This is a genomic window from Pseudomonas sp. B21-051, assembly GCF_024748795.1.
In the GTDB taxonomy this organism is placed as follows: Bacteria; Pseudomonadota; Gammaproteobacteria; order Pseudomonadales; family Pseudomonadaceae; genus Aquipseudomonas; species Aquipseudomonas putida_A.
Map to the genome: position 1 here is coordinate 1,141,455 of NZ_CP087166.1, position 25,927 is coordinate 1,167,381.

At 61.1% G+C, this 25,927-nt stretch carries 22 protein-coding genes; 14 read left to right on the forward strand and 8 right to left on the reverse strand.

The window, feature by feature from the left end; all coding sequences use genetic code 11:
- The first annotated feature begins 54 nt into the window (after positions 1 to 54).
- The 6 genes from lepA to pdxJ all read left to right on the forward strand — a co-directional run bounded on the left by lepA (position 55) and on the right by pdxJ (position 6,127).
- Positions 55 to 1,851: a translation elongation factor 4 gene (lepA, locus tag LOY52_RS04975; protein WP_003221926.1), complete on the forward strand. Its 1,797-nt coding sequence runs from the start codon at positions 55 to 57 to the stop codon at positions 1,849 to 1,851.
- 9 nt (positions 1,852 to 1,860) lie between these two features.
- Positions 1,861 to 2,715, forward strand: coding sequence for a signal peptidase I (lepB, locus tag LOY52_RS04980; RefSeq protein WP_007965160.1), 855 nt, complete (start codon positions 1,861 to 1,863; stop codon positions 2,713 to 2,715).
- Between the two features lie 183 nt (positions 2,716 to 2,898).
- Positions 2,899 to 3,588, forward strand: coding sequence for a ribonuclease III (gene rnc, locus LOY52_RS04985; RefSeq protein ID WP_024011703.1), 690 nt, complete (start codon positions 2,899 to 2,901; stop codon positions 3,586 to 3,588).
- A complete protein-coding gene (gene era / locus LOY52_RS04990) occupies positions 3,581 to 4,483 on the forward strand; it encodes a GTPase Era (protein ID WP_003221935.1) in 903 nt (300 codons plus the stop codon). Before rnc ends, era begins: the two co-directional genes overlap by 8 nt.
- Positions 4,484 to 4,651: 168 nt before the next feature.
- Positions 4,652 to 5,341 carry a DNA repair protein RecO gene (gene recO, locus LOY52_RS04995; RefSeq protein WP_258678563.1) on the forward strand — a complete coding sequence of 230 codons (690 nt, stop codon included), beginning with the start codon at positions 4,652 to 4,654 and terminating at the stop codon, positions 5,339 to 5,341.
- Positions 5,342 to 5,380: 39 nt separating this feature from the next.
- Positions 5,381 to 6,127: a pyridoxine 5'-phosphate synthase gene (gene pdxJ / locus LOY52_RS05000; protein ID WP_065118207.1), complete on the forward strand. Its 747-nt coding sequence runs from the start codon at positions 5,381 to 5,383 to the stop codon at positions 6,125 to 6,127.
- Positions 6,128 to 6,212: 85 nt separating this feature from the next.
- Here the strand turns inward: pdxJ and mltF are convergent, their stop codons facing one another.
- Complete coding sequence (gene mltF / locus LOY52_RS05005; protein WP_198758458.1) at positions 6,213 to 7,673, reverse strand: membrane-bound lytic murein transglycosylase MltF; 1,461 nt, start codon at positions 7,671 to 7,673, stop codon at positions 6,213 to 6,215.
- A gap of 285 nt (positions 7,674 to 7,958) precedes the next feature.
- Between mltF and purL the strand changes: the two genes are divergently transcribed.
- The 3 genes from purL (at position 7,959) to LOY52_RS05020 (ending at position 13,536) form a co-directional block, all read left to right on the forward strand.
- Positions 7,959 to 11,855 carry a phosphoribosylformylglycinamidine synthase gene (purL, locus tag LOY52_RS05010; protein ID WP_258678564.1) on the forward strand — a complete coding sequence of 1,299 codons (3,897 nt, stop codon included), beginning with the start codon at positions 7,959 to 7,961 and terminating at the stop codon, positions 11,853 to 11,855.
- Positions 11,856 to 11,860: 5 nt separating this feature from the next.
- Entirely contained in the window at positions 11,861 to 12,172 is a 312-nt protein-coding gene (locus LOY52_RS05015) for a YqfO family protein (RefSeq protein ID WP_258678565.1), read from the forward strand.
- A 1,001-nt stretch (positions 12,173 to 13,173) separates the two neighbouring features.
- On the forward strand, positions 13,174 to 13,536 hold the full coding sequence (locus LOY52_RS05020; RefSeq protein ID WP_064586103.1) for a DUF6124 family protein: 363 nt from the start codon (positions 13,174 to 13,176) through the stop codon (positions 13,534 to 13,536).
- A gap of 250 nt (positions 13,537 to 13,786) precedes the next feature.
- On the opposite strand, the gene nagE is transcribed toward LOY52_RS05020, so the two are convergent.
- The 7 genes from nagE to LOY52_RS05055 form a co-directional block, all read right to left on the reverse strand.
- The gene (nagE, locus tag LOY52_RS05025) at positions 13,787 to 15,502 is read right to left on the reverse strand and encodes an N-acetylglucosamine-specific PTS transporter subunit IIBC (RefSeq protein WP_258678566.1); all 1,716 of its coding nucleotides are present in this window, start codon (positions 15,500 to 15,502) and stop codon (positions 13,787 to 13,789) included.
- Positions 15,503 to 15,537: 35 nt separating this feature from the next.
- Positions 15,538 to 18,051, reverse strand: coding sequence for a phosphoenolpyruvate--protein phosphotransferase (ptsP, locus tag LOY52_RS05030; protein ID WP_258678567.1), 2,514 nt, complete (start codon positions 18,049 to 18,051; stop codon positions 15,538 to 15,540).
- A 179-nt stretch (positions 18,052 to 18,230) separates the two neighbouring features.
- Positions 18,231 to 19,253, reverse strand: a complete 1,023-nt coding sequence (locus tag LOY52_RS05035) for an SIS domain-containing protein (RefSeq protein WP_258678568.1) — start codon at positions 19,251 to 19,253, stop codon at positions 18,231 to 18,233.
- On the reverse strand, positions 19,234 to 20,340 hold the full coding sequence (gene nagA / locus LOY52_RS05040) for an N-acetylglucosamine-6-phosphate deacetylase (protein ID WP_115988143.1): 1,107 nt from the start codon (positions 20,338 to 20,340) through the stop codon (positions 19,234 to 19,236). The genes LOY52_RS05035 and nagA overlap by 20 nt, the downstream gene beginning before the upstream one ends.
- A gap of 24 nt (positions 20,341 to 20,364) precedes the next feature.
- A complete protein-coding gene (locus tag LOY52_RS05045; RefSeq protein WP_027610964.1) occupies positions 20,365 to 21,096 on the reverse strand; it encodes a GntR family transcriptional regulator in 732 nt (243 codons plus the stop codon).
- Between the two features lie 283 nt (positions 21,097 to 21,379).
- Positions 21,380 to 21,895, reverse strand: a complete 516-nt coding sequence (locus tag LOY52_RS05050; protein ID WP_027610965.1) for a murein L,D-transpeptidase family protein — start codon at positions 21,893 to 21,895, stop codon at positions 21,380 to 21,382.
- 49 nt (positions 21,896 to 21,944) lie between these two features.
- Positions 21,945 to 22,496 carry an NUDIX hydrolase gene (locus LOY52_RS05055; protein ID WP_027610966.1) on the reverse strand — a complete coding sequence of 184 codons (552 nt, stop codon included), beginning with the start codon at positions 22,494 to 22,496 and terminating at the stop codon, positions 21,945 to 21,947.
- 146 nt (positions 22,497 to 22,642) lie between these two features.
- On the opposite strand from LOY52_RS05055, the gene LOY52_RS05060 reads away from it, so the two are divergent.
- From LOY52_RS05060 to purT, 5 genes are all read left to right on the forward strand, one after another.
- Positions 22,643 to 23,242 carry a CoA pyrophosphatase gene (locus LOY52_RS05060; protein WP_258678569.1) on the forward strand — a complete coding sequence of 200 codons (600 nt, stop codon included), beginning with the start codon at positions 22,643 to 22,645 and terminating at the stop codon, positions 23,240 to 23,242.
- Between the two features lie 47 nt (positions 23,243 to 23,289).
- Positions 23,290 to 23,814, forward strand: coding sequence for a gamma carbonic anhydrase family protein (locus LOY52_RS05065; protein WP_042606912.1), 525 nt, complete (start codon positions 23,290 to 23,292; stop codon positions 23,812 to 23,814).
- On the forward strand, positions 23,811 to 24,026 hold the full coding sequence (locus LOY52_RS05070) for a DUF1289 domain-containing protein (protein ID WP_258678570.1): 216 nt from the start codon (positions 23,811 to 23,813) through the stop codon (positions 24,024 to 24,026). Before LOY52_RS05065 ends, LOY52_RS05070 begins: the two co-directional genes overlap by 4 nt.
- Before the next feature lie 136 nt (positions 24,027 to 24,162).
- Positions 24,163 to 24,630, forward strand: coding sequence for a VUT family protein (locus LOY52_RS05075; RefSeq protein WP_258678571.1), 468 nt, complete (start codon positions 24,163 to 24,165; stop codon positions 24,628 to 24,630).
- Positions 24,631 to 24,729: 99 nt separating this feature from the next.
- A complete protein-coding gene (gene purT, locus LOY52_RS05080; RefSeq protein WP_258678572.1) occupies positions 24,730 to 25,911 on the forward strand; it encodes a formate-dependent phosphoribosylglycinamide formyltransferase in 1,182 nt (393 codons plus the stop codon).
- Positions 25,912 to 25,927 lie beyond the last annotated feature (16 nt).

A 25,927-nucleotide genomic window follows, 5' to 3' on the forward strand; every position in this document is an offset into this window, starting at 1 on the left:
ATTCCCGGCTATTTTTCGGCGGGCCAAGCCTGCAGCCTTTTTGAGTGTTGATCCGTGAGTGATTTGAGTCATATCCGCAATTTCTCCATCATCGCCCACATTGACCATGGCAAGTCGACGCTGGCTGACCGTTTCATCCAGATGTGCGGTGGCCTGGCCGAGCGTGAAATGGAAGCCCAGGTACTGGATTCCATGGATCTGGAGCGCGAACGCGGGATCACCATCAAGGCCCATAGCGTTACCCTCTATTACAAAGCCAAAGATGGCGTCACCTACCAGCTGAACTTCATTGACACCCCGGGCCACGTCGACTTCACCTACGAAGTCAGCCGTTCCCTGGCCGCGTGTGAAGGTGCGTTGCTGGTGGTCGATGCCGGTCAGGGTGTTGAAGCCCAGTCCGTGGCCAACTGCTACACCGCCATCGAGCAAGGCCTCGAGGTCATGCCGGTGCTGAACAAGATCGACCTGCCGCAGGCCGAGCCGGACCGCGTCAAGGACGAGATCGAGAAGATCATCGGCATCGACGCCACCGACGCCGTCACCTGCAGCGCCAAGACCGGCCTGGGTGTCGACGAAGTGCTCGAGCGTCTGGTCGCGACCATTCCTGCGCCGACCGGCAACATCGAAGATCCGCTGCAAGCGTTGATCATCGACTCCTGGTTCGACAACTACCTGGGCGTTGTCTCCCTGGTGCGCGTGCGTCATGGCCGTGTAAAAAAGGGCGACAAGATTCTGGTGAAATCCACCGGCAAGATCCACCTGGTCGACAGCGTCGGTGTATTCAACCCGAAACACACCGCCACCGCTGACCTCAAGGCCGGCGAAGTGGGCTTCATCATCGCCAGCATCAAGGACATTCACGGTGCACCGGTCGGTGACACCCTGACCCTGAGCTCGACCCCGGATGTGCCGGTTCTGCCCGGTTTCAAACGCATCCAGCCACAGGTTTACGCCGGTCTGTTCCCGGTCAGCTCCGACGACTTCGAGGACTTCCGCGAAGCGCTGCAGAAACTGACCCTGAACGACTCGTCGCTGCAGTACACCCCGGAAAGCTCCGACGCACTGGGCTTTGGCTTCCGTTGCGGGTTCCTCGGCATGCTGCACATGGAGATCATCCAGGAGCGCCTCGAGCGCGAATACGACCTGGACCTGATCACCACCGCGCCAACCGTAATTTTCGAGCTGGTGCTGAAAACCGGTGAAACGATTTACGTCGACAACCCATCCAAGCTTCCGGATGTGTCGGCCATCGAAGACATGCGCGAGCCGATCGTGCGGGCCAATATTCTGGTTCCGCAGGAACACCTGGGCAACGTCATCACCCTGTGCATCGAGAAGCGCGGCGTACAGGTCGACATGCTGTTCCTCGGCAATCAGGTACAGGTGACCTACGATCTGCCGATGAACGAAGTGGTCCTGGACTTCTTCGACCGCCTCAAATCCACCAGCCGCGGCTATGCTTCGCTGGATTACCATTTCGATCGTTACCAATCGGCTAATCTGGTGAAACTGGACGTGCTGATCAACGGTGACAAGGTCGACGCCCTGGCGTTGATCGTGCACCGTGACAATTCGCACTTCAAAGGTCGCCAGTTGACCGAGAAGATGAAAGAACTGATTCCTCGTCAGATGTTCGACGTGGCGATCCAGGCGGCCATTGGCGGTCAGATCGTTGCCCGGACAACCGTCAAGGCACTCAGAAAGAACGTATTGGCCAAATGCTACGGCGGTGACGTAAGCCGTAAGAAAAAGCTGCTTGAAAAGCAAAAGGCCGGTAAGAAACGCATGAAGCAGGTCGGCAACGTGGAAATTCCGCAAGAAGCCTTCCTTGCCGTGCTCAGGTTGGAATAGTCAGGTCCTATGTCACTAAATTTCCCGCTGTTGCTGGTCATCGCCGTGTTCGTCTGCGGCCTGTTGGCGTTGCTCGATCTGCTGTTCCTGGCGCCGCGTCGGCGTGCTGCCATTGCCTCTTATCAAGGCAGTGTCAGCCAGCCCGAGCCCGTGGTGGTCGAGAAGCTGAACAAAGAGCCGTTGCTGGTTGAATACGGCAAGTCGTTCTTTCCGGTGCTGTTCATCGTGCTGGTGCTGCGTTCGTTCCTGGTGGAACCGTTCCAGATTCCATCCGGCTCGATGAAACCGACCCTGGACGTGGGCGACTTCATTCTGGTGAACAAGTTTTCTTACGGGATCCGCCTGCCGGTGATCGACAAGAAAGTCATCGAAGTCGGTGATCCACAGCGTGGCGATGTGATGGTGTTCCGCTACCCGAGCGACCCGAACGTCAACTACATCAAGCGTGTAGTCGGCCTGCCAGGCGACACGGTGCGTTACACCGCCGACAAGCGTCTGTTGGTCAATGGCGAGTCGATTGCCGAGCAACTGGTCGGCTCCGAGCCGGGCACGCTGGGCAGCGCGGAGCTCTACAAGGAAAAACTCGGCGCTGCCGAACACCTGATCCGCAAGGAAATGAGCCGCTACCGCGCCACGCCGGACCATACCTGGACCGTGCCGGCCGGCCATTACTTCATGATGGGCGACAACCGCGACAACTCCAACGACAGTCGCTACTGGGATGACCCGAACATTCCCAAGGATCTGCTGGGCATGGTTCCCGACCAGAATATCGTCGGCAAAGCCTTCGCTGTCTGGATGAGCTGGCCGGAACCGAAACTCAGCCACCTGCCGAATTTCTCGCGGGTTGGCCTGATCAAGTAATCAATCACGGCGCTGTTGACCACAGCGCCGAATGCATTTCTGGAGTCGACACAAATCGGCACCAGGGCATGAAGCCACGATATTCAGGACGTCATTTTTGAACACAGCGTTAATTGTCCCAGGCCTGCGCCGTACCCCGGCGATGGCAGTGGAATCCAGCCACGAACTCAGCGTGGGTAAACCGTGAGCGTTTCTCTAAGCCGTCTCGAGCGCCAGCTCGGTTACACCTTCAAGGATCAGGAGCTGATGCTGCTGGCCCTCACGCACCGCAGCTTTGCCGGTCGTAATAACGAACGCCTGGAATTCCTCGGCGATGCCATCCTCAACTTCGTCGCCGGCGAGGCGCTGTTCGATCGCTTCCCGCTGGCCCGCGAAGGCCAGTTGTCGCGTTTGCGCGCACGTTTGGTGAAGGGTGAGACACTGGCCGTGCTGGCCCGTGGTTTCGACTTGGGCGACTACCTGCGTCTGGGTTCGGGCGAACTGAAAAGCGGTGGCTTCCGTCGCGAATCGATTCTGGCCGATGCCCTCGAAGCGCTGATCGGTGCGATCTACCTCGATGCCGGCATGGACGTCGCTCGCGAGCGCGTACTGGCCTGGCTGGCCGGTGAGTTCGAAGGCCTGACGCTGGTCGACACCAACAAGGATCCCAAGACCCGTCTGCAGGAACACCTGCAATCGCGCGGTTGCGAACTGCCACGCTACGAAGTGGTGGATATCCAGGGTGAGCCGCACTGCCGTACCTTCTTCGTCGAGTGCGAAGTGGTCTTATTGAATGAAAAAAGCCGAGGTCAGGGTGTGAGCCGTCGTATTGCCGAACAGGTAGCGGCCGCCGCAGCACTGATTGCCTTGGGCGTGGAGAATGGCAATGACTGATACAAACGCAACTCGCTGTGGCTACGTTGCCATCGTCGGCCGTCCCAACGTCGGCAAATCGACGTTGCTCAACCACATCCTCGGCCAGAAGCTCGCGATCACCTCGCGCAAGCCGCAGACCACCCGCCACAACATGCTCGGGATCAAGACCGAGGGTGACGTGCAGGCGATCTACGTCGACACCCCCGGTATGCACAAGGGTGGCGAAAAGGCCCTGAACCGCTACATGAACAAAACCGCTTCGGCAGCATTGAAAGACGTCGACGTGGTGATCTTCGTGGTCGATCGCACCAAGTGGACCGAAGAAGATCAGATGGTCCTGGAGCGCGTGCAGTACGTGACCGGCCCGCTGATCGTCGCACTGAACAAGACCGACCGCATCGAAGACAAGGCCGAGCTGATGCCGCACCTGTCGTGGTTGCAGGAACAGCTGCCGAACGCACAGATCATCCCGATTTCCGCGCAGCACGGGCACAACCTCGACGCGCTGGAAAAGGTCATCGCCGATCACCTGCCGGAGAACGATCACTTCTTCCCGGAAGACCAGATCACCGACCGCAGCAGCCGTTTCCTTGCCGCCGAACTGGTGCGCGAGAAAATCATGCGCCAGATGGGCGCCGAGCTGCCGTACCAGATCACCGTCGAGATCGAAGAGTTCAAGCAGCAGGGCAAGACCCTGCACATCCACGCGCTGATCCTCGTCGAGCGTGACGGCCAGAAGAAGATCATCATTGGCGACAAGGGCGAGCGCATCAAACGCATCGGCACCGAAGCGCGCAAGGACATGGAGCTGCTGTTCGACTCCAAGATCATGCTCAACCTGTGGGTGAAGGTGAAGGGCGGCTGGTCCGACGACGAGCGTGCTCTGCGTTCGCTGGGTTACGGCGACCTGTAATCACCGTTCCAGAGAACACCGATACCCACTGTGGGAGCGAGCCTGCTCGCGAAGGGATGTAACATTCAGCATTGATGTTGACTGTCACTCCGCTTTCGCGAGCAGGCTCGCTCCCACATTTGGTTTTTGGGTGGTGTGTAAAAACTGCGTTTCTTCATCGAGAACTCCATGTCGCAAACCCCACCTCCCGCCCAACTCGCCTACGTCCTGCATTCGCGTGCCTACCGCGAAACCAGCGCGCTGGTCGACTTCCTCACGCCGCAAGGGCGGCTGCGGGCGGTGTTGCGCAGTGCGCGGGGCAAGGCCGGGACATTGGCGCGACCGTTCGTGCCACTGGAAGTAGAGTTTCGTGGCAAGGGTGAGCTGAAGAACGTCGGGCGCATGGAAAGTGCCGGAAACGCGACCTGGATGGTCGGTGAGGCGCTGTTCAGCGGCCTCTATCTCAACGAATTGCTGATCCGCCTGCTGCCCGCCGAAGATCCGCACCCGGCGGTGTTCGATCATTACGCTGCCACCCTGCAGGCCCTGGCTGAAGGTCGCGCACTGGAGCCGTTGTTGCGTTCGTTCGAATGGCGTCTGCTGGACGATCTGGGCTACGGTTTTTCCCTGAATACAGATATCCACAACGAGCCCATCGCTGCGGAAGGCCTGTATCGCCTGCAAGTGGATGCCGGGCTGGAGCGCGTCTTCCTGTTGCAGCCGGGGCTGTTCAACGGCACTGAACTGCTGGCCATGGCCGAAGCCGACTGGACAGCGCCCGGCGCACTGTCCGCCGCCAAGCGTCTGATGCGTCAGGCACTGGCCGTGCACTTGGGCGGCCGCCCCCTCGTCAGCCGCGAGCTATTTCGCAAGCCCTGATATGCTGTGCGCCGAATCTTTCCCTTCAGGAGCGCATCCGTGACCACCAGCAATCGCATTCTTCTTGGCGTGAACATCGACCACGTCGCCACCCTGCGTCAGGCCCGTGGCACACGCTACCCGGATCCGGTCAAGGCAGCGCTGGACGCGGAAGAGGCGGGCGCCGATGGCATCACCGTGCACTTGCGCGAAGACCGCCGGCACATTCAGGAGCGCGACGTGCTGCTGCTCAAGGATGTGCTGCAGACCCGCATGAACTTCGAAATGGGCGTCACCGAAGAAATGATGGCGTTCGCCGAGCGCATCCGTCCGGCGCACATCTGCCTGGTTCCGGAAACCCGTCAGGAACTGACCACTGAAGGCGGTCTGGATGTAGCGGGGCAGGAAGAGCGGATCAGGGCAGCGGTCGAGCGTCTGTCGAAGATCGGCAGCGAAGTGTCGCTGTTCATCGATGCTGACGAACGCCAGATCGCTGCTTCGAAGCGCGTTGGTGCGCCGGCCATCGAACTGCACACCGGGCGTTACGCCGATGCCGAAACCCCGACTGAAGTCGCTGAAGAATTGAAGCGTGTGGCGGACGGTGTGGCGTTTGGTCTGGCGCAGGGCCTGATCGTCAATGCCGGGCATGGCCTGCATTATCACAACGTTGAAGCCGTGGCGGCGATCAAGGGCATCAATGAACTGAACATCGGCCATGCGCTGGTGGCGCATGCGTTGTTCGTCGGGTTCAAGTCGGCAGTGTCCGAGATGAAGGCGCTGATTCTGGCAGCTGCGCTCAAAGGCTGAAGATCAAAAGATCGCAGCCTTCGGCAGCTCCTACAGATGTACGCAAAACCCTGTAGGAGCTGCCGAAGGCTGCGATCTTTTGCTTTTAGAGCGGGGCAGGCTCTTGAGCCGGTTTTGACTTGTCGATCCCCGGCACATGCAGATTGCCCTCGGCCACCTGATCGCCTTCAAGCTGCGGCTGGGTCACCCAGGTCAGGATGTCGTAGTAGCGACGGATGTTTGCCACGAAATGCACCGGCTCGCCGCCCCGGGCGTAGCCGTAGCGGGTCTTGCTGTACCACTGCTTCTGCGACAGGCGCGGCAGCATCTTCTTCACGTCCAGCCACTTGTCCGGGTTCAGGCCTTCGCGGGACGCCAGTTTGCGTGCGTCATCGAGGTGACCGCTGCCGACGTTGTACGCCGCCAGCGCAAACCAGGTGCGGTCCGGCTCCTGAATCGATTCGTCGAGCTGATCCTTCATGTAGGCCAGGTACTTGGCGCCGCCCATGATGCTTTGCTTGGGATCGAGACGGTTCGACACGCCCATCGCCTGAGCGGTGTTCTGGGTCAGCATCATCAAACCGCGCACGCCGGTTTTCGAAGTGACTGCCGGTTGCCACAGCGATTCCTGATAACCGATGGCCGCCAGCAGGCGCCAGTCGACTTTCTCTTTCTTGGCGTAGGTCTTGAAGTGCTGTTCGTATTTGGGCAAGCGCTGCTGCAAGTGCTGGGCGAAGGTGGTGGCGCCCATGTAGCCGAGGACATCGACGTGGCCGTAATAACGGTCTTTCAGGCGCTGCAGGGTGCCGTTCTTCTGCACCTTGTCGAGGTAGGCGTTGATCTCGTTGAGCAGGCTGTTGTCTTCGCCGGCCGCCACCGCCCAGCTCTGGCTGCGCGCATCGCCGAGGTCGAACGCCACGCGGATGTTGGTGAAGTACACCTGGTTCATCGCCACTTCGTTGGAGTCGACCAGCGTCAGGTCGATCTGGCCTTCATCGACCATGCGCAACAGGTCGACCACCTCAACGGCGTCGGATTCTTCGTATTCGATGCCGGGAAATTTCTTTTTCAGCTCGGCCAGCTGTTCGGCGTGGGTGCTGCCCTTGAGCACCATGATTTTCTTGCCGACCAGATCACCTGGATCGGTAGGGCGCGACTGGCCGTTGCGGTAGATGATCTGCGGGGTGACTTCGAGGTAGGAGTGGGAGAAGCGCACCTGCTTCTTGCGCTCCTCGCTGCTGACCAGGCCTGCCGCCGCCAGCACCGGGCCGTTCGGCTTGCCGATCTGGTTGAACAGGTCATCGAGGTTGTCGGCGGTCTCGATCTTCAGTTCAACACCCAAATCGTCGGCGAAGCGCTTCACCAGCTCGTATTCGAAGCCGGTTTCACCGCTGCGATCCTGAAAGTAGGTGGCGGGGCTGTTACGGGTAATCACCCGCAGCACACCATCCTCCTTTACGCGCTCGAGTGTGTTGGGTTTATCAACACAGCCACCGAGCATCAGGAAGAGTCCGGTTGCGATCAGCCATTTGGCGTATCGCGGACGCAAAGCCGTTGGGAAAAACATCTGCGCAGTATACGCAAACGGCTGCGGGCGCCATATCTCGACAGTGAGCGGCTTGTCTGCTAGAGATCACAAAACCGCACGAAACCCCGAAGGAATGGGGCTGAAAGGCATTTTGTGACAGAAAAAATAAGCGCGGCTCGTGCACCCTCGGAATTTGACTTCAAAGGCAGAAACACAGATTGATATCCGAGTGCAACCGTGCGTAGCGTTTCGGGTGATGTTGAGGGCGGTTTAGGCTAGAATGCACGGCCTCAAAGCACACCCCTTCCCGAGGCTGTCCCGAAGATGTTGATCCTGCGCGGCGCTCCTGCCCTTTCTGCCTTTCGCCACAGCAAACTCCTTGAGCAACTGAGCCAGAAGGTTCCAGCTGTCAGTGGCCTGTATGCTGAATTCGCTCACTTCGCCGAAGTCACCGGCGTCCTGACCGGCGACGAACAGCAGGTGCTTGCGCGCCTTCTGAAGTACGGCCCAAGCGTTCCGGTACAAGAGCCGACCGGCCGTCTGTTTCTGGTGTTGCCGCGTTTCGGCACCATCTCGCCATGGTCGAGCAAGGCCAGCGACATCGCCCGCAACTGCGGCCTGAGCAAGATCCAGCGCCTGGAGCGCGGCATCGCGTTCTACGTGGCCGGCCAGTTCAGCGACGCCGAAGCCCAGCAAATCGCCGACGTGCTGCATGACCGCATGACCCAGATCGTTCTGGGCAATCTGGAACAGGCTGCCGGTCTGTTCAGCCACGCCGAGCCGAAGCCGCTGACCGCGATCGACATCCTCGGTGGCGGCCGCGCCGCACTGGAAAAAGCCAACACCGAGCTGGGCCTGGCCCTGGCCGAGGACGAGATCGATTACCTGGTCAACGCCTTCAACGGTCTCAAGCGCAACCCGCACGACATCGAACTGATGATGTTCGCCCAGGCCAACTCCGAGCACTGCCGCCACAAGATCTTCAACGCCAGTTGGGATATTGACGGCGAGAGCCAGGAAAAAAGCCTGTTCGGCATGATCAAGAACACCTATCAGATGCACAACGAAGGCGTGCTGTCCGCTTATAAGGACAACGCTTCGGTGATCGTCGGCAACGTCGCCGGCCGCTTCTTCCCGGATCCGGAGACCCGCCAGTACGGCGCGGTGCAGGAGCCGGTGCACATCCTGATGAAGGTCGAAACCCACAACCACCCGACCGCGATCGCCCCGTTCCCGGGCGCGTCCACCGGTTCCGGTGGCGAGATCCGCGACGAAGGTGCCACCGGTCGTGGCGCCAAGCCAAAGGCCGGCCTGACCGGTTTCACCGTGTCCAACCTGCAGATCCCGGGCTTCGAACAGCCGTGGGAAGTGCCGTACGGCAAGCCTGAGCGTATCGTTACCGCGCTGGACATCATGATCGAAGGCCCGCTGGGCGGCGCCGCGTTCAACAACGAATTCGGGCGTCCGGCCCTGACCGGCTACTTCCGTACCTTCGAACAATCGATCACCACTCCGCACGGTGACGAAGTTCGCGGTTACCACAAGCCGATCATGCTCGCGGGCGGCATGGGCAACATCCGTGAAGAACACGTCAAGAAAGGCGAGATTCTGGTCGGCTCCAAGCTGATCGTGCTCGGCGGCCCGGCGATGCTGATCGGTCTGGGGGGCGGCGCCGCTTCCTCGATGGCCACCGGCACCAGCTCGGCGGACCTCGACTTCGCTTCCGTACAGCGTGAAAACCCTGAGATGGAGCGTCGCTGCCAGGAAGTCATCGACCGCTGCTGGCAACTGGGCGACAAGAACCCGATCAGCTTCATCCACGACGTGGGTGCGGGCGGTCTGTCCAACGCCTTCCCGGAACTGGTCAACGACGGCGACCGCGGTGGCCGTTTCGAACTGCGCAACATTCCAAACGACGAGCCGGGCATGGCCCCGCACGAAATCTGGTCCAACGAATCCCAGGAACGTTACGTTCTGGCGGTCGGCCCGGCCGACTTCGAGCGCTTCCAGGCGATCTGCGAACGTGAGCGTTGCCCGTTTGCCGTGGTCGGCGAAGCCACTGCCGAGCCGCAGCTTACTGTCACGGATAGCCACTTCGGCAACAACCCGGTGGACATGCCACTGGAAGTGTTGCTGGGCAAGGCCCCGCGCATGCACCGTTCGGTGGTTCGCGAAGCCGAGCTGGGCGACGATTTCGATCCGTCGAACCTCGACATCAGCGAATCCATCGAGCGCGTCCTGCATCACCCGGCCGTGGCGAGCAAAAGCTTCCTGATCACCATCGGCGACCGCACCATCACCGGCCTCGTGGCTCGTGACCAGATGGTTGGCCCATGGCAGGTTCCGGTGGCCGACGTCGCCGTCACCGCCACCAGTTTCGACGTCTACACCGGTGAAGCGATGGCGATGGGCGAGCGGACTCCGCTGGCGTTGCTGGACGCTCCGGCGTCGGGCCGTATGGCCATCGGCGAAACCCTGACCAACATTGCCGCTTCGCGCATCAACAAGATCTCCGACATCAAACTGTCGGCGAACTGGATGTCCGCTGCCGGCCACCCGGGCGAAGATGCACGTCTGTACGACACCGTGAAAGCGGTCGGCATGGAACTGTGCCCTGAGCTGGGCATCACCATTCCGGTCGGCAAGGACTCGATGTCCATGGCCACCCGCTGGAACGATAACGGTGAAGAAAAAACCGTAACTTCGCCGATGTCGCTGATCGTGACCGGTTTCGCCCCAGTGGCTGACATCCGTCAGACCCTGACCCCGGAGCTGCGCATGGACAAGGGCACCACCGACCTGATCCTGATCGACCTCGGTCGCGGCCAGAACCGCATGGGTGCCTCGATCCTTGCTCAGGTTCACGGCAAGCTCGGCAAGCAGGCGCCGGACGTCGATGACGCCGAAGACCTCAAAGCCTTCTTCGCGGTAATCCAGGGCCTCAACGCCGACGGTCACCTGCTGGCGTACCACGACCGTTCCGACGGTGGTCTGCTGACCTCCGTGGTGGAAATGGCGTTCGCCGGCCATTGCGGTCTGAGCCTGAACCTGGACAGCGTTGCCGAAAACTCGGCAGAAATCGCTGCAATCCTGTTCAACGAAGAACTGGGTGCGGTGATCCAGGTTCGTCAGGACGCCACGCCAGATATCCTCGCGCAATTCAGCGCGGCCGGTCTGGGTGACTGTGTGTCGGTGATCGGTCAGCCGATCAACAATGGCCAGATCAACATCACCTTCAACGGTGACACGGTGTTCGAAGGCCAGCGTCGTCTGCTGCAACGTCAGTGGGCCGAGACCAGCTACCAGATCCAGCGTCTGCGCGACAACGCCGACTGCGCCGAGCAAGAGTTCGACGCGCTGCTGGAAGAAGACAACCCGGGCCTTAGCGTCAAGCTGAGCTACGACGTCAACCAGGACATCGCCGCGCCTTACATCAAGAAGGGTATCCGCCCACAGGTTGCGGTGCTGCGTGAGCAGGGCGTCAACGGTCAGGTGGAAATGGCCGCCGCGTTCGACCGCGCCGGTTTCAACGCGATCGACGTGCACATGAGCGACATCCTCGCTGGCCGTGTCGACCTGAACGAGTTCAAAGGTCTGGTGGCCTGCGGTGGTTTCTCCTACGGCGACGTCCTCGGCGCCGGTGAAGGCTGGGCCAAGTCGGCGCTGTTCAACAGCCGTGCCCGCGATGCGTTCCAGGGTTTCTTTGAGCGTAACGACAGCTTCACCCTCGGCGTGTGCAACGGTTGCCAGATGATGTCCAACCTGCACGAGCTGATCCCGGGCAGCGAGTTCTGGCCGCACTTTGTGCGCAACCGCTCCGAGCAGTTCGAAGCGCGCGTGGCGATGGTGCAGATCCAGGAGTCGAACTCGATCTTCCTGCAGGGCATGGCCGGTTCGCGTATGCCGATCGCCATCGCTCACGGTGAAGGCCATGCCGAGTTCTCCAGCGAAGAAGCGCTGCTGGAAGCCGATCTGTCGGGTTGCGTGGCGATGCGTTTCGTCGACAACCACGGCAAGGTCACCGAAGCCTACCCGGCCAACCCGAACGGTTCGCCGCGCGGGATCACCGGCCTCACCAGCCGCGACGGTCGTGTGACGATCATGATGCCGCACCCGGAGCGGGTGTTCCGCGCGGTGCAGAACTCGTGGCGTTCGGAGGACTGGACCGAGGATGCTCCTTGGATGCGCATGTTCCGTAACGCGCGCGTCTGGGTGAACTAAGGCCTGTGTACAAGCTGGCGTTTTTTGTTCCTGACAGCCATGTCGAGGTGGTCAAGGAAGCCGTATTCGCTGCCGGTGGTGGGCGGATCGGTGACTATGACCACTGTGCTTGGCAGGTGCTCGGTCTGGGCCAGTTTCGTCCGTTGGATGGCAGTCAGCCGTTTATTGGGCAAGCGGGGCAGGTTGAGCAAGTTGAGGAATGGAAGGTTGAGCTTGTCGTTTGTGACGAGTTGATTCGTGATGTGGTGGCTGCCCTTAAGGTGAGCCACCCTTACGAGACGCCGGCTTATGAGGTGTGGCGGTTGGAAGATTTCTGATCTTTCTGCCGCTGGAACGAGAAACCCGCAGATGAGTGATTGTCTGCGGGTTTTTTGTTGCCTGCGATTTGAGGGGTGACTTCATTTCATTGTGGGAGCTGGCTTGCCAGCGATGGCGCCCTGACAGGCGACCACGTTCTGGCTGACTGAGTGAATATCCGTTTCTTCGGGGGCTGCGGCTGGCGGTTTCGCCCTTACGGCGACTCACTTTTTTTACAAACGCCTAAAAAAAAGTAAGCAAAAAAACGCTTGCTCCTACGTTCGGCCCGCTCGCTGGGGCTCGGGGTCCCTTCGCTCCGGGATCGATCCGGGCGCAGCGTCTACGGTTTGCTTCGCTGCACCTCCTCTCGCTGTGTTTGGCTTCGCCAAACGGTCGCTGCGCTCCCACGCCCGGATCAATCCCTGCGCTCAGCCTGCCGACGTCGCCCGTGGATCAAGATCAAGAGCTGCAGCCGAGCTAACGCTCATCCTGTTGAGTGGTGAGAAGCGGATGCGGTCTGCTGTTGGTTTTTGTGGGGGCTGGCTTGTCAGCGATGGCGGCCTGAGAGCCGACCAATCTGCAATTCTCACCTGTAGGAGCTGCCGAAGGCTGCGATCTTTTGATCTTGCCTTTGATTGTGGGAAGCCAAAGGCAAAAGATCGCAGCCTTCGGCAGCTCCTACAGGGGGATGTTTTGTGTTTAAGGGTGTGTGGAATTACCAGAACCTTCCCACAAGGTTTTCAGGTTGTCCGTCGGACGTCCGGTCTCTAGGCTTTGCTTGTCGCTGCCAATTCAGCGACCGGGCGTGAGATCCCCGGAAAGCTTGCAACTAGCGCCAACGCTACGATAATTGGCGCCAGCTCAATCTGCTGCCTGCTTTATGGCGGCTGTGTGCGGGCAGACTTCGGTCTGGCCGGTTGCCTGCTCCGGTGGATCTCACCCTGCACATAGCTGCCACCTCTTCGCCGCGTGAGATCCGGCGAACGATGGCATTCACACTAGCTGTAGCAGGAGTTGAACTTTGGACAAGCTAATCCCCGATCCACCCCACGAACCCACCACCCCACTCGCCGAAGCCATCCGCGCCGAAGACCTCGCCAAAAACCGCGAAGCCATCAAACGCGCCCTCGATTTTTACCTGAGCCCACAACCGGCCCAGCCGCGCCAGCCCAGCACGATGTTCCTGGTGAACCCCGGCATCGACACCGAAACCCTGCTGGCCCACGCCTACGAATCGTTGGCCTGCGCCAGTGCCATGGCCAGCAACTTCGCCAACGAACTCAGCGGCCTGCAACGCAGCACCGCATTGGCGATCCAGCAAATCGTCATGCTCGCCGAACTGGCGGTAAACCGTGCACTGGATCGAGTTGATCCGCAGACCTGACTACCACGTCATCGTGCATCGCCAGCAGGCTGGCTGCCCTACGTCGTGCACGATTTTGGGAACACTACACAACCTGTGGGAGCCTGGCTTGCCAGCGATGGCGGTCTGCTAACCGAGCTGATTCTTTAGGTTGATCGCTTGCCTGTAGGAGCTGCCGAAGGCTGCGATCTTTTGATTTGTTTTTGATGGCAAAAAATCAAAGTCAAAAGATCGCAGCCTTCGGCAGCTCCTACAGAGAGTGATGTAGGGGTTACACTTTGGCGCTGACCTCGCTTCGATTGACCAGGCTTTCCAACGCCCCACTCAAACTCGCCGCTTTCTCGCCAATCAGCAAATGCCAGACCCCACCTTCCAACTGGCTGACGCCCTGACACCCCAACTCTTTCAATTGAGCCTCGGACAACGCTTTACCATCGGCCAGTTGCAGGCGAATGCGCGTCAGGGCGATGCAGTCCAACTGCAGCACATTCTCGCTACCGCCCAAGGCAGTCAGCCATTGTTGGGCTTCCGGTGCTGTGACCAATACGGCTTTCGATTCCTCGACCACCACCGCAGGCGCAGCCACCAACGCACGCCCCAGCGTCGGCATGGCGAGGCGGATTTCGTCGGCGATGCTGTCGGCCAATGGCCCAACCACCACCTGCAAGCTGCCGCCCTTGCCCGGGCGTACCACGGCCATCGCACCCAGTGCCTTCAAATCAGCATCGGAAGCCTTGTTGCGATCAACCATTTCCAGACGCAACCGGGTAGTGCAGGCACCGACGGTGACCAGATTCTCCGCACCACCGAGTGCCTTGATGTAAGCCGCAGCGCGCTCGTTCTCGGTGAGAACAGCCTTGTCAGCCGCCGCAATATCCTCACGCCCCGGCGTCTTCAAATTGAAACGACGAATACAGAAATCAAACACCGCGTAATACACCACGGCATACGCCAGCCCGACCGGGATCACCAGCCAGCCATTGGTCGAGCGCCCCCAACCCAGCACCATGTCGATGAAGCCGCCGGAGAAGGTAAAACCGAGGTGGATGTTCAGCGCATTGGTGATCGCCATCGACAGGCCGGTCAGCAGCGCATGCAGCAGATACAACAACGGCGCCAAAAACATGAAGGCGAATTCAATCGGTTCAGTCACCCCGGTCAAAAACGACGTCAAAGCCATCGACAGGAAGATCCCGCCCATGACTTTACGGCGTTCGGGCAACGCGTTGCGGTACATCGCCAGGCATGCGGCGGGCAGGCCGAAGATCATCATCGGGAACATGCCGGTCATGAACTGGCCGCCCTTCGGATCGCCGGCGAAGTAGCGTGACAGGTCACCGGTGACTAACGCTCCGGTGGTCGGGTCGGTGAAGTTGCCGAATACGAACCACGCCATGTTGTTGAGGATGTGGTGCAGGCCGGTGACGATCAGCAGCCGGTTGAACACGCCGAAGACGAAGGCGCCGAAGCTGCCGCTTTCCATCATCAGGCTGCCGAAGCTGTTGATGCCGTGCTGGATCGGCGGCCAGATGTAGCCGAACACTACGCCTAGCGCGACGGCGGCGAAACCGGTGACGATCGGCACGAAGCGACGGCCGCCAAAGAACGCCAGGTACTCCGGCAGCTTGATGTCCTTGAAGCGGTTGTACAGCGCGCCGGCCATCAGGCCGCTGACGATCCCGGCGAGCATGCCCATGTTGATGCTCGGGTCGAGCACCTTGAGGGTGGAGATCATCACCAGGTAACCGATCACTCCGGCCAGGCCTGCGGTGCCGTTGTTGTCCTTGGCGAAACCAACAGCGATGCCGATGGCGAAGATCATTGCCAGGTTGGCGAAGATCACCTGGCCGGCATCGTGAATGATCGCGATGTTCAGCAGGTCGGTGTCACCCAGACGCAGCAGCAGGCCGGCAATCGGCAGGATCGCGATCGGCAGCATCAGCGCGCGGCCGAGGCGTTGCAGGCCTTCGATGAAGAGTTGGTACATGGTGGTTCTCCCTGCTCTTTATAGAGAGCTTGTTGTTAGTGCAGAGGCCAATGCTGGTGGCAGGCCTGACGTACCGCAGCGGCGCTGTTGAGTTTCAGCAGGTCGTGGCTGAGGCGTTGGCATTCGGCCTCGTGCAACTGGCGCACGCGATCCTTGATTTCACCGATTTGTACCGGGCTGACCGACAGCTCCCTCACGCCCAAACCAATCAACACCGGCGTCGCCAGTGGGTCGGAGGCGAGGGCACCGCACACGCCAACCCAGCGCTTGTGCACCGCCGCACCTGCGCAGGTCATGGCGATCAGCCGCAGCAGTGCCGGATGCAGGGCATCGACGCGGGCGGCCAAACCTGCGTGGTCGCGGTCCATGGCCAAGGTGTATTGCGACAGGTCGTTGGTGCCGATCGACAGGAAATCGGCGTGCTCGGCCAGTTGTTCGGCTTGCAGCGCGGCGGCGGGGACTTCGATCATCACGCCGATTTCCGGGCGCTGATTGATGCCCAACTCCAGGCACAGCGCATCGACCCGTTGGCGGATGTGCAGCAGTTCGTCGACTTCGGTGACCATCGGCAACAGGATCCGGCAACGGCGCAGCGGGCTGACTTGCAGCAGTGCGCGCAGTTGCTGATCGAGGATTTCCGGGCGGGCCTGGGCCAGACGAATGCCACGCAGACCCAAGACCGGGTTGGCTTCGGCGGGCAGCGGCAGGTAGTCGAGTTGCTTGTCGCCACCGACGTCTATGGTGCGGATGATCACCGAGTGCTCGCCCATGGCATCGAGCACGGCTTGATAGGCGGCACGCTGCTCTTCGACGTCCGGCGCGGTCTGCCGGTCGACGAACAGAAACTCGGTGCGCAGCAGGCCGACGCCATCGGCGCCATTGGCAAAGGCGTCTGCCGCTTCATGGCTGGAGGCGACATTGGCGACCACTTCGATCGCCACGCCATTGCGGGTTTCGGCGGGCAGATGCGCCTTGGCTTGTTGCGCATCGCGGCGTTGCTGACGGTCGATTTGCGCCTGTTGTACTTCGGCCAGGCGTTCGGCGTTCGGCGTCAGTTCGAGGCGGCCGCCATCGGCATCCAGCACCACCGACTGACCTTGTGCTTGATCGAGTAAAGCGGCGCCCAGTGCAACCAGGCACGGCAGACCTTTGCCGCGTGCCAGAATCGCCACGTGGGAAGTCGCGCCGCCCTCGGCCATGCACAACCCGGCGACACCTTGCGCGCTGAGTTGCAGCAGATCCGATGGCGTCAGTTCATGCGCAGCGACAATGGCGCCGGTCGGCACGTCGTAATGCCAGGCTTCGCCGAGCAGGGCGCGCAGGACACGTTGCTTGAGGTCGCGCAGGTCATTGGCGCGTTCGGCCAGCAGCGCACTGCCGGTGTGTTGCAGCACTTCGCACTGCACGTCGATCGACTGACTCCACGCGTGGGTCGCCGCTGTGCCTTGGTCGATAGCATGCTGCGCGGCGTCGAGCAGGGCCGGGTCTTCGAGCAGTGCCAGATGCGCGGCGAAGATCGCTTCTTCGTCGGTGCTCTTGTGCTTTTTCGCTTGGGCGAGAGTAGCGTTGATTTCGCCGCGAACCTGATTCAGCGCGGCTTCAAGTTTCTGCAGTTGCTCAAGCGGAGCATGATTGCCCGCATCCGCCGGCAGGCTGATCGCATTCAGACGAAACAGCGGCCCGCCGACCAGTCCCGGTGCGGCGCACACACCTTGCAGTACGCCAGCTTCGGCCGAACGCTTGCGCGGTGCGGCGCTGACCGGTGCAGCGGCGTGATGATCATCGGGCAGGGCGGTCGCCAACGCACTGAGCAAGGCTTGCAGCGCGGCTTCGGCGTCCGGCCCCTGACAGCTGACGTGCACCTCATCCTGCTCGCCGATGGCCAGTCCCATCAAGCCGATCAGGCTGTTGCACGGCGCCGATTTACCGGCGAAGTGCAGCTGCGACTGGCTCTTGAAGCCTTGCGCGGTCTGGCGAATCAGTGCGGCAGGGCGCGCATGCAGACCGCCGCGATGCGCCACCAGCACCTGACCCTGAACCTCTGGCCCGCCAACCGCTTCGGCAGTCGCCGCAGAGCTGTTGCGCGCAATGATGTGCAGCAGCGGCTCGCCGACCTTCACCGCTCTGAGCGTGATCGGGCGCACCTGGAAATCCTGGCTGTTGGTCAGGATCAACAGGCTGACCAGGCTTTTGCACTGCTGGCCGACCTTGTCCAGGTCGTAGCGCAACAACGGTTGGCCGTTGCTGACCCGCGTGCCTTCCTTGACCAGCATTGAGAAGCCTTCGCCGTTCAGTTCAACGGTGTCCAGGCCCAGATGCAGGAGGATTTCCGCGCCGTTGTCGGCGCGTACGGTCAGCGCGTGGCCGGTGCGGGCGACGTGGATGATCTCCCCGGCGCAGGGCGAATACAGGGTGTCATTCAGCGGGTCGATGGCGATGCCGTCACCCATCGCGCCACTGGCGAACACCGCGTCCGGGACTTTGGCGAGCGTGAGCACCGGGCCGCTGAGCGGGGCGCTGAGGGTCAGCTCTTTATTGTTGTTGTGCATGGCTCGGTCTCATCAGTAATTTCGCTTTCCCCTGTAGGAGCTGCCGCAGGCTGCGATCTTTTGACCTTGATTAAAAAAACAACATCAAAAGATCGCAGCCTGCGGCAGCTCCTACAGGGTTGTGCATCAATCAACGGTTTTCGCATCCGTCGACAGGGTTGTATATCGGTCAGCGGGTGTCAGTGCGTACGGGTCACTTTGCTCAGGTGGCGCGGTTGATCCGGGTCCATGCCACGGGCCACGGCGAGACCTGCGGCCATCACGTAGAAACTCTGGATCGCCAGGATCGGATCGAGGGCCGGGTGCTCGGCGCGGCTCAGGGTCAGGTCGCGTTCAAGGATGTCGTCCGGCGCCGCGAGCAATACACGGGCGCCGCGTTGCCGCATCTCTGCCGCAAGGCTGATCAGACCGGCCTGCTCGGCACCGCGTGGGGCGAACACCAGCAGCGGGTAGTTCTCGTCGATCAGCGCCATCGGGCCGTGACGGACTTCGGCGCTGCTGAAGGCTTCGGCCTGGATCGCCGAGGTTTCCTTGAATTTCAGCGCGGCTTCCTGCGCGATGGCGAAACCGGCGCCACGGCCAATGACCATCAGGCGTTCACAGTCGCGCAAGGCGTCGATCGCGGTGCTCCAGTCCTGCTGCGCCGCGTCGCGCAGTCCTTCGGGCAGCGCGTTGTGCGCTTCCAGCAGTTCGCTGTCTTCTTTCCAGTGCGCGATCAGGCGGGCACTGGCGCTGAGGGTGGCGATAAAACTCTTGGTCGCGGCGACGCTGCTTTCGATACCGGCGAGCAACGGCAGGCTGAATTCACAAGCCGCTTCCAACGGCGAATCGGCGGCATTGACCATCGATACGCTCAGTGCGCCGCGCTTGCGCAGCAGACGCAGGCTGTTGACCAGATCCGGGCTCTGCCCCGATTGCGAGAACGCGAACGCCACCTGACCGCTGACCTTCAGCGGCGCCTGCTGCATGGTCACCACCGACATCGGCAACGACGCCACCGGTACGCCCAGTTGCTGCATGGTCAGGTAGGCGAAGTAGCTCGCTGCATGGTCGGAGCTGCCGCGCGCAACGGTCATCGCCACTTGCGGCGGCTGACGGCGCAGGCGCCCGGCGATCTCGATCATTTGCGGGTCGAGCTGTTGCAGTTGGGCTTGCACGGCCTCGAACGAGGACAGCGCCTCTTCAAGCATTTTTGAAGTCAATGTCTTCTCCTTCGACCATGACGGCGGTCAGTGTGAGTGAGCGATCCAGCCGCACGCAGTCGGCCCAGGCCCCCGGTTGCAGGCGCCCGCGTTCAGTGATGCCGAGGTAATCGGCGGGGAATTGCGACAGGCGCTGCGAGGCCTCGGCGATAGGCAATCCGATCTTCACCAGGTTGCGCAGGGCCTGATCCATGGTCAGGGTGCTGCCGGCCAACGTCCCATCGGGCAGGCGCACGCCGCCCAGGCATTTGGTCACGGTGTGGCTGCCGAGCTTGTATTCACCGTCGGGCATGCCGGCGGCGGCGGTCGAATCGGTGACGCAGTACAGGCACGGGATCGAACGCAGCGCCACACGGATCGCGCCAGGGTGCACGTGCAGCAAGTCCGGGATCAGCTCAGCGAATTTGGCGTGGGCCAGCGCGGCGCCGACGATCCCCGGTTCGCGGTGATGCAGCGGGCTCATGGCGTTGTACAAATGGGTGAAACTGGTCGCGCCGGCATCCAGGGCGGCGACGCCTTCCTCGTAGCTGCCGAGGGTGTGGCCGATCTGCATGCGGATGCCGCGGCTGCTCAGTTCACGAATCAACCCGTCGTGACCGGCGATTTCCGGGGCGATGGTGATCACCCGGATCGGCGCCAGCGCCAGGTATTCCTCGACCTCAGCCATCAACGCAGTGTGGGCAAAGTTCGGTTGCGCGCCGAGTTTTCCGGGGTTGATGTACGGGCCCTCCAGATGCACACCAAGGACGCGGGCGGCACCTTGCGGACGCTGTTCGCAGAACTCGCCGACCTCTTTCAGCACGCTGGAGATCTCGGCACTCGGCGCGGTCATGGTGGTGGCCAGCAGCGAGGTGGTGCCGAAGCGCACGTGGGTGCGGGTGATGGTTTCGAAAGCGCTGGCGCCTTCCATGATGTCTTTGCCGCCGCCGCCGTGGACGTGCAGGTCGATGAAGCCCGGCAGCAGGTAGGGCAGGTCATTGTCGGCCGGATCGCAGGGTACGCCTTCGATCGACACGACTTTGCCGTGTTCGTGGATCAGCCGGCCGCGAACCCAGCCGCTGGCGGTGAGGATGTTGTCTTCGGACATTTCGGTTCTCGCTTATGGCTGCTCTTAACGACGCAGCTCTGCAACAAAGTCGTAGTAGTCGTTGCGGCAATAGGTGTCGGTGACTTCGATCGGCGTGTTGTCTTCCAGGTAGCCGACCCGGGTCATCAGCAGCATGGCGGTGCCGGGGGCGATGCCGACCAGCGCGGCGAACTCGTCCGAGGCGTTGATTGCCTGGATGTGCTGCAGGGCGCGGACGATCGGTTTGCCGATGCCGTCGAGGTATTCGTAGAGCGAATCGCCGACCAGGTGCGGCTTGGGCATGATCGAGGCGGGCAGGGTGCTCATCTCGATGGCCATCACCGTGTCGTCAGCCTTGCGCAGGCGTTTCATGCGCGCGACCTTGTCGTTCGGCGACAGGCTCAGGCGGATCAGTTCTTCGTGAGTCGGCAGGGTGATTTCGCGTTCCAGCCACTGCGAGCTGGGGACGAAACCTTTGAGGCGGAGCATTTCGCTGAAGCCCGAGAGGCGTGACAGCGGTTGTTCCAGACGGGGTGTGATGAACGTGCCGGAACCTTGCAGGCGGCGGATCAGACCTTGATCGAGCAGCACTTCCAGCGCCTTGCGCGCGGTGACCCGGGAGATCCCCAGTTGCTCGCTGAGGTTGCGCTCGGACGGCATCGCCTGCTCGGCCTTCCATTGCCCGGAATGGATCGCCGATTCCAGATTGCGCGCCAGCTGCAGGTACAGCGGCGTCGGCTGGGAGTCATCTGGGCGTAGGGCCTGGAGGTCGTTCATGTAGGTCATTTCCGACGCGAGTATAGGATTGTTGTGGCTCGCTTGTGGGGCGGAAATTAATACCACTTGAATACCATGTCAACGCGGGGAACTGGCGTGCAGCCCAATGAAATGGCGGGTTTCGGGTGTGATGTATTGAAGTGGTATTAGGGGTGAGCTTTAAAAAGCAAAAGATCGCAGCTTGCGGCAGCTCCTACAGTGGGAAGTGGTATCAACCCTGTAGGAGCTGCCGCAGGCTGCGATCTTCTGATTTATTTTTTTGCGGGTGACCAGTGGTCGCTGGTTAAGGGCGAATCTCGATCATCGTGCCGTCCGGCACCAGACCCCAGACTTCACGCATGTCCATGTTGCGCATGGCGATGCAGCCGTCGGTCCAGTCCAGGGTGTGGAACAGGTCTTCCGGGGTTTCTTCCGAATCCGGGGTGCCGTGGATCATGATCATGCCGCCAGGCTCGACGCCTTCACGACGGGCACGGGCCGAATCGCTGATGTTCGGATAGGAGATGTGCATCGCCAGGTTGAATTTTTCACTGACCTTGCGCCAGTCGATCCAGTAGAAACCTTCGGGCGTGCGTTTGTCGCCCTCAATCAGTTTCGGACCTTTTTTCGCGCCCTTGCCCAGGGAAATGCGATAGGTCTTGATCGGCTTGCCGTCGGCGATCAATTGCAGTTGATGAGCCGATTTGAGCACCAGGATTTTTTCGATCATCGGGGTATTCGACGGCGTCACGGTGGTCACGAATGACGCTTGAGACACGGTGACGAACGACAGGCAAAACAGGGCAAGCAACCAGCGCATTGAAACGATTCCCCAGGGAGTGACGCAGATATTTTATTTATAGAAGCTTTTAGGTGATGGCAGGCTGCGTCAACGGCGGAATCGATTCGGAGCGAACCGGGTAGCTTTCGGCGCGGCGATCAGCGAAGAAGCATTCTAAGGTACGCCCCACGGTGCGGAAAGCCAGCTCGTCCCACGGGATGTCGGCTTCGTCGAATAGTTGTACTTCGAGGCTTTCGGGCCCGGCAGCAAAGTCCAGATCGGCCAGTTCGGCGCGGAAAAATACGTGCACCTGACTGATGTGCGGCACGTCGATCAGCGTGTAGATGCTCAGATTACGCACTCGGGCGCAGGCTTCCTCGGCGGTTTCGCGGATCGCGGCTTGCTCGATGGTTTCGCCGTTTTCCATGAAACCGGCGGGCAGCGTCCAGTAACCGAGGCGTGGCTCGATGGCGCGGCGGCAGAGCAGCACTTTACTGCCCCAGGTCGCGACGCAACCGGCGACGATATTGGGGTTTTGATAGTGAATGGTCTGACAGCTGTCACAGACAAATCGCAGCCGCGAGTCGCCTTCGGGAATGCGCTGGGTCACCGGGTTGCCGCACTGGCTGCAAAATTTCATGCTGGGGTTCCTGAATGCTGCGCCTATCTTGGCGTGCAGCGGTGCCGGTCGGCAAGTTGTCGTTTCGCGACATGGCCCGGCGAGGGGCTTGGGCGGCTGCAATGATTGGTGCATGATGCAGGGTAAGGCACTGATCGAGAACACTCATGCTGGACGAGCTACTGCATAGGGTAAGCAACCACACACCGGGCACGCTGGAGACCGATAAACGTTTCCCCGAGGCCGCTGTTCTGGTGCCGATCACCCGCAGTGACGAACCCGAGCTGGTGCTGACCCTGCGCGCCAGCGGCCTCTCGACCCATGGCGGCGAGGTGGCCTTCCCCGGCGGACGCCGTGACCCGGAAGACCCCGATCTGATCTTCACCGCTCTGCGCGAAGCCGAAGAAGAAATCGGCCTGCCACCGGGGCTGGTCGAGGTCATCGGCCCGCTCAGCCCGCTGATCTCCCTGCATGGCATCAAGGTCACGCCGTATGTCGGGGTGATCCCGGACTTCGTCGAATACCAGGCCAACGATGCCGAGATCGCAGCGGTATTCAACGTCCCGCTGGAGTTCTTCCGTAAAGATCCGCGCGAACACACGCACCGTATCGATTACCAGGGCCGCAGCTGGTATGTGCCGAGTTATCGCTACGGCGAATTCAAGATTTGGGGTTTGACCGCTATCATGATCGTCGAACTGATCAATCTGCTCTATGACGAACAGATCAGCCTGCATCATCCGCCCAAAAGCTATATCAACACCTGAAGCCATCGCTCGAATGGCCCGTCATCGTGAGCCCTGAGGAAAACAAGATGAAATACCGCCTGGGCGACGCCCGCGTCGAAACCCATCCACAGAGCTGGGTAGCGCCCAATGCCGTGCTGGTGGGCAAGGTCAGACTGGAAGAGGGCGCCAACGTCTGGTTCAACGCCGTATTGCGCGGCGATAACGAACTGATCCTGATCGGCAAGAACAGCAACGTCCAGGACGGCACGGTGATGCACACCGACATGGGCTATCCGCTGACCATCGGCACCGGCGTGACCATCGGTCACAACGCCATGCTGCATGGCTGCACCGTCGGCGACTACAGCCTGATCGGCATCAACGCAGTGATCCTCAACGGCGCGAAAATCGGCAAGAACTGCATCATCGGCGCCAATTCGCTGATCGGCGAAGGCAAGGAGATCCCCGATGGCTCGCTGGTCATGGGCTCGCCGGGCAAGGTCGTGCGTGAGCTGACCGAGCCGCAGAAGAAGATGCTCGAAGCCAGCGCTGCGCACTATGTGCATAACTCGCAACGCTATGCGCGTGATCTGGTCGAGCAGGAAGAATGAGTACTCCCGAAAGACCGGTTGCCTCGCCGTGTGTGAATATCTGCGCACTGGATGAAGACGATATTTGTACCGGTTGCCAGCGCACGGTCGCGGAGATCACGCGCTGGGGGCGGATGACCAATGACGAGCGGCGGGGGGTGCTCGGGTTGTGTCATGAACGGGCGAAGGCCAGTGGGTTGGTGTGGATGATCGGGTCGACGCCAAACAAGTAGCCAAGATCAAAAGATCGACGCCTGCGGCAGCTCCTACATGGGAATGCGATCTTCCTGTAGGAGCTGCCGCAGGCGGCGATCTTTTGATTCTGCTTTGCCTGAAGTAACCTGTGCGCCAATTTCCCAGGTCACCGCCATGATTTTCCTCATCGCCTACATCAGCAGCGTCGTGCTGATCAACTTCGCCTTCTCCACCGCACCGCATTTGGACATTATCTGGTCGGCCTGGGGCGGGTTGGTGTTCGTGTTGCGCGACATGGTGCAAACCCGCTTCGGCCACGGTGCACTGGTGGCGATGCTGGCGGCGCTGGTGCTGTCTTATGTCACCTCCGATCCGTCGATCGCGTTGGCCAGCGCCACGGCGTTCGCGGTGTCGGAAATCATCGATTGGCTGGTGTTCAGTGTCACCAAGCGGCCGTTGCGCGACCGCCTGTGGATCAGCTCGGCGCTGAGCATTCCCCTCGATACCTTCATCTTTTTCGGCATGATCGACCTGATGACGCCACCGGTGATCATCACCGCACTGGTCTCGAAGTTTGCCGGCGTCACTGCCGTCTGGCTGATCATGGCCTGGCGCGAGCGCAAACAGGCTGTCGCCAACTGAGCCAAACCCTGCGGTTCATGTAAAATGCCGCGCTTTCTCCCCATGGAAAGCGCGTCTGGCGTTGCTTTCCTCGATGATCCGCTTCTTTGAGGACCTGAGATGACCCGTATCGGAACTCCATTGTCGCCGACCGCGACCCGCGTATTGCTGTGTGGCTGTGGTGAGTTGGGCAAGGAAGTGGTGATCGAGCTGCAGCGCCTGGGCGTTGAAGTGATTGCCGTCGACCGTTACGCCAACGCGCCGGCCATGCAGGTTGCGCACCGCAGCCACGTGATCAACATGCTCGACGGCGCGGCCCTGCGTGCAGTCATCGAAGCCGAGAAGCCGCACTTCATCGTGCCGGAAATCGAAGCCATCGCCACCGCGACGCTGGTCGAGCTGGAAGCCGAAGGCTTCACCGTGATCCCGACCGCCCGCGCCGCGCAATTGACCATGAACCGCGAAGGCATCCGCCGTCTGGCCGCTGAAGAGCTGGACCTGCCAACCTCGCCGTACCACTTTGCCGACACCTTCGAGGACTACAGCAAAGCCGTGCAGGACCTGGGCTTCCCGTGCGTGGTCAAGCCAGTCATGAGCTCGTCGGGCAAAGGCCAGAGCCTGCTGCGCAGCGCCGATGATGTGCAGAAAGCCTGGGATTACGCGCAAGAGGGCGGTCGCGCCGGCAAAGGTCGGGTAATCATCGAAGGCTTCATCGATTTCGACTACGAAATCACCCTGCTGACCGTGCGCCACATCGGCGGCACTACGTTCTGCGCACCGGTCGGCCACCGTCAGGAGAAGGGCGACTATCAGGAATCCTGGCAGCCGCAGGCCATGAGCCCGATTGCCCTGGCTGAGTCCGAGCGCGTGGCCAAAGCCGTGACCGAGGCCCTCGGTGGTCGCGGGCTGTTCGGCGTCGAGCTGTTCATCAAGGGCGATCAGGTGTGGTTCAGCGAAGTTTCGCCGCGCCCGCATGACACCGGTCTGGTGACCCTGATTTCTCAGGATCTGTCGCAGTTCGCCCTGCACGCGCGCGCCATTCTCGGTCTGCCGGTGCCGCTGATCCGTCAGTTCGGCCCATCGGCTTCGGCGGTGATTCTGGTGGAAGGGCAGTCGACCCAGACCGCGTTCGCCAACCTTGGCGAAGCGCTGAGCGAGCCGGACACGGCACTGCGTCTGTTCGGCAAGCCTGAAGTCAATGGTCAGCGCCGGATGGGCGTGGCGTTGGCGCGGGATGAGTCGATCGAGGCTGCGCGTGCCAAGGCGACCCGGGCTGCTCAGGCTGTCGTTGTAGAACTGTAAACCGAGTCGCGGCTTT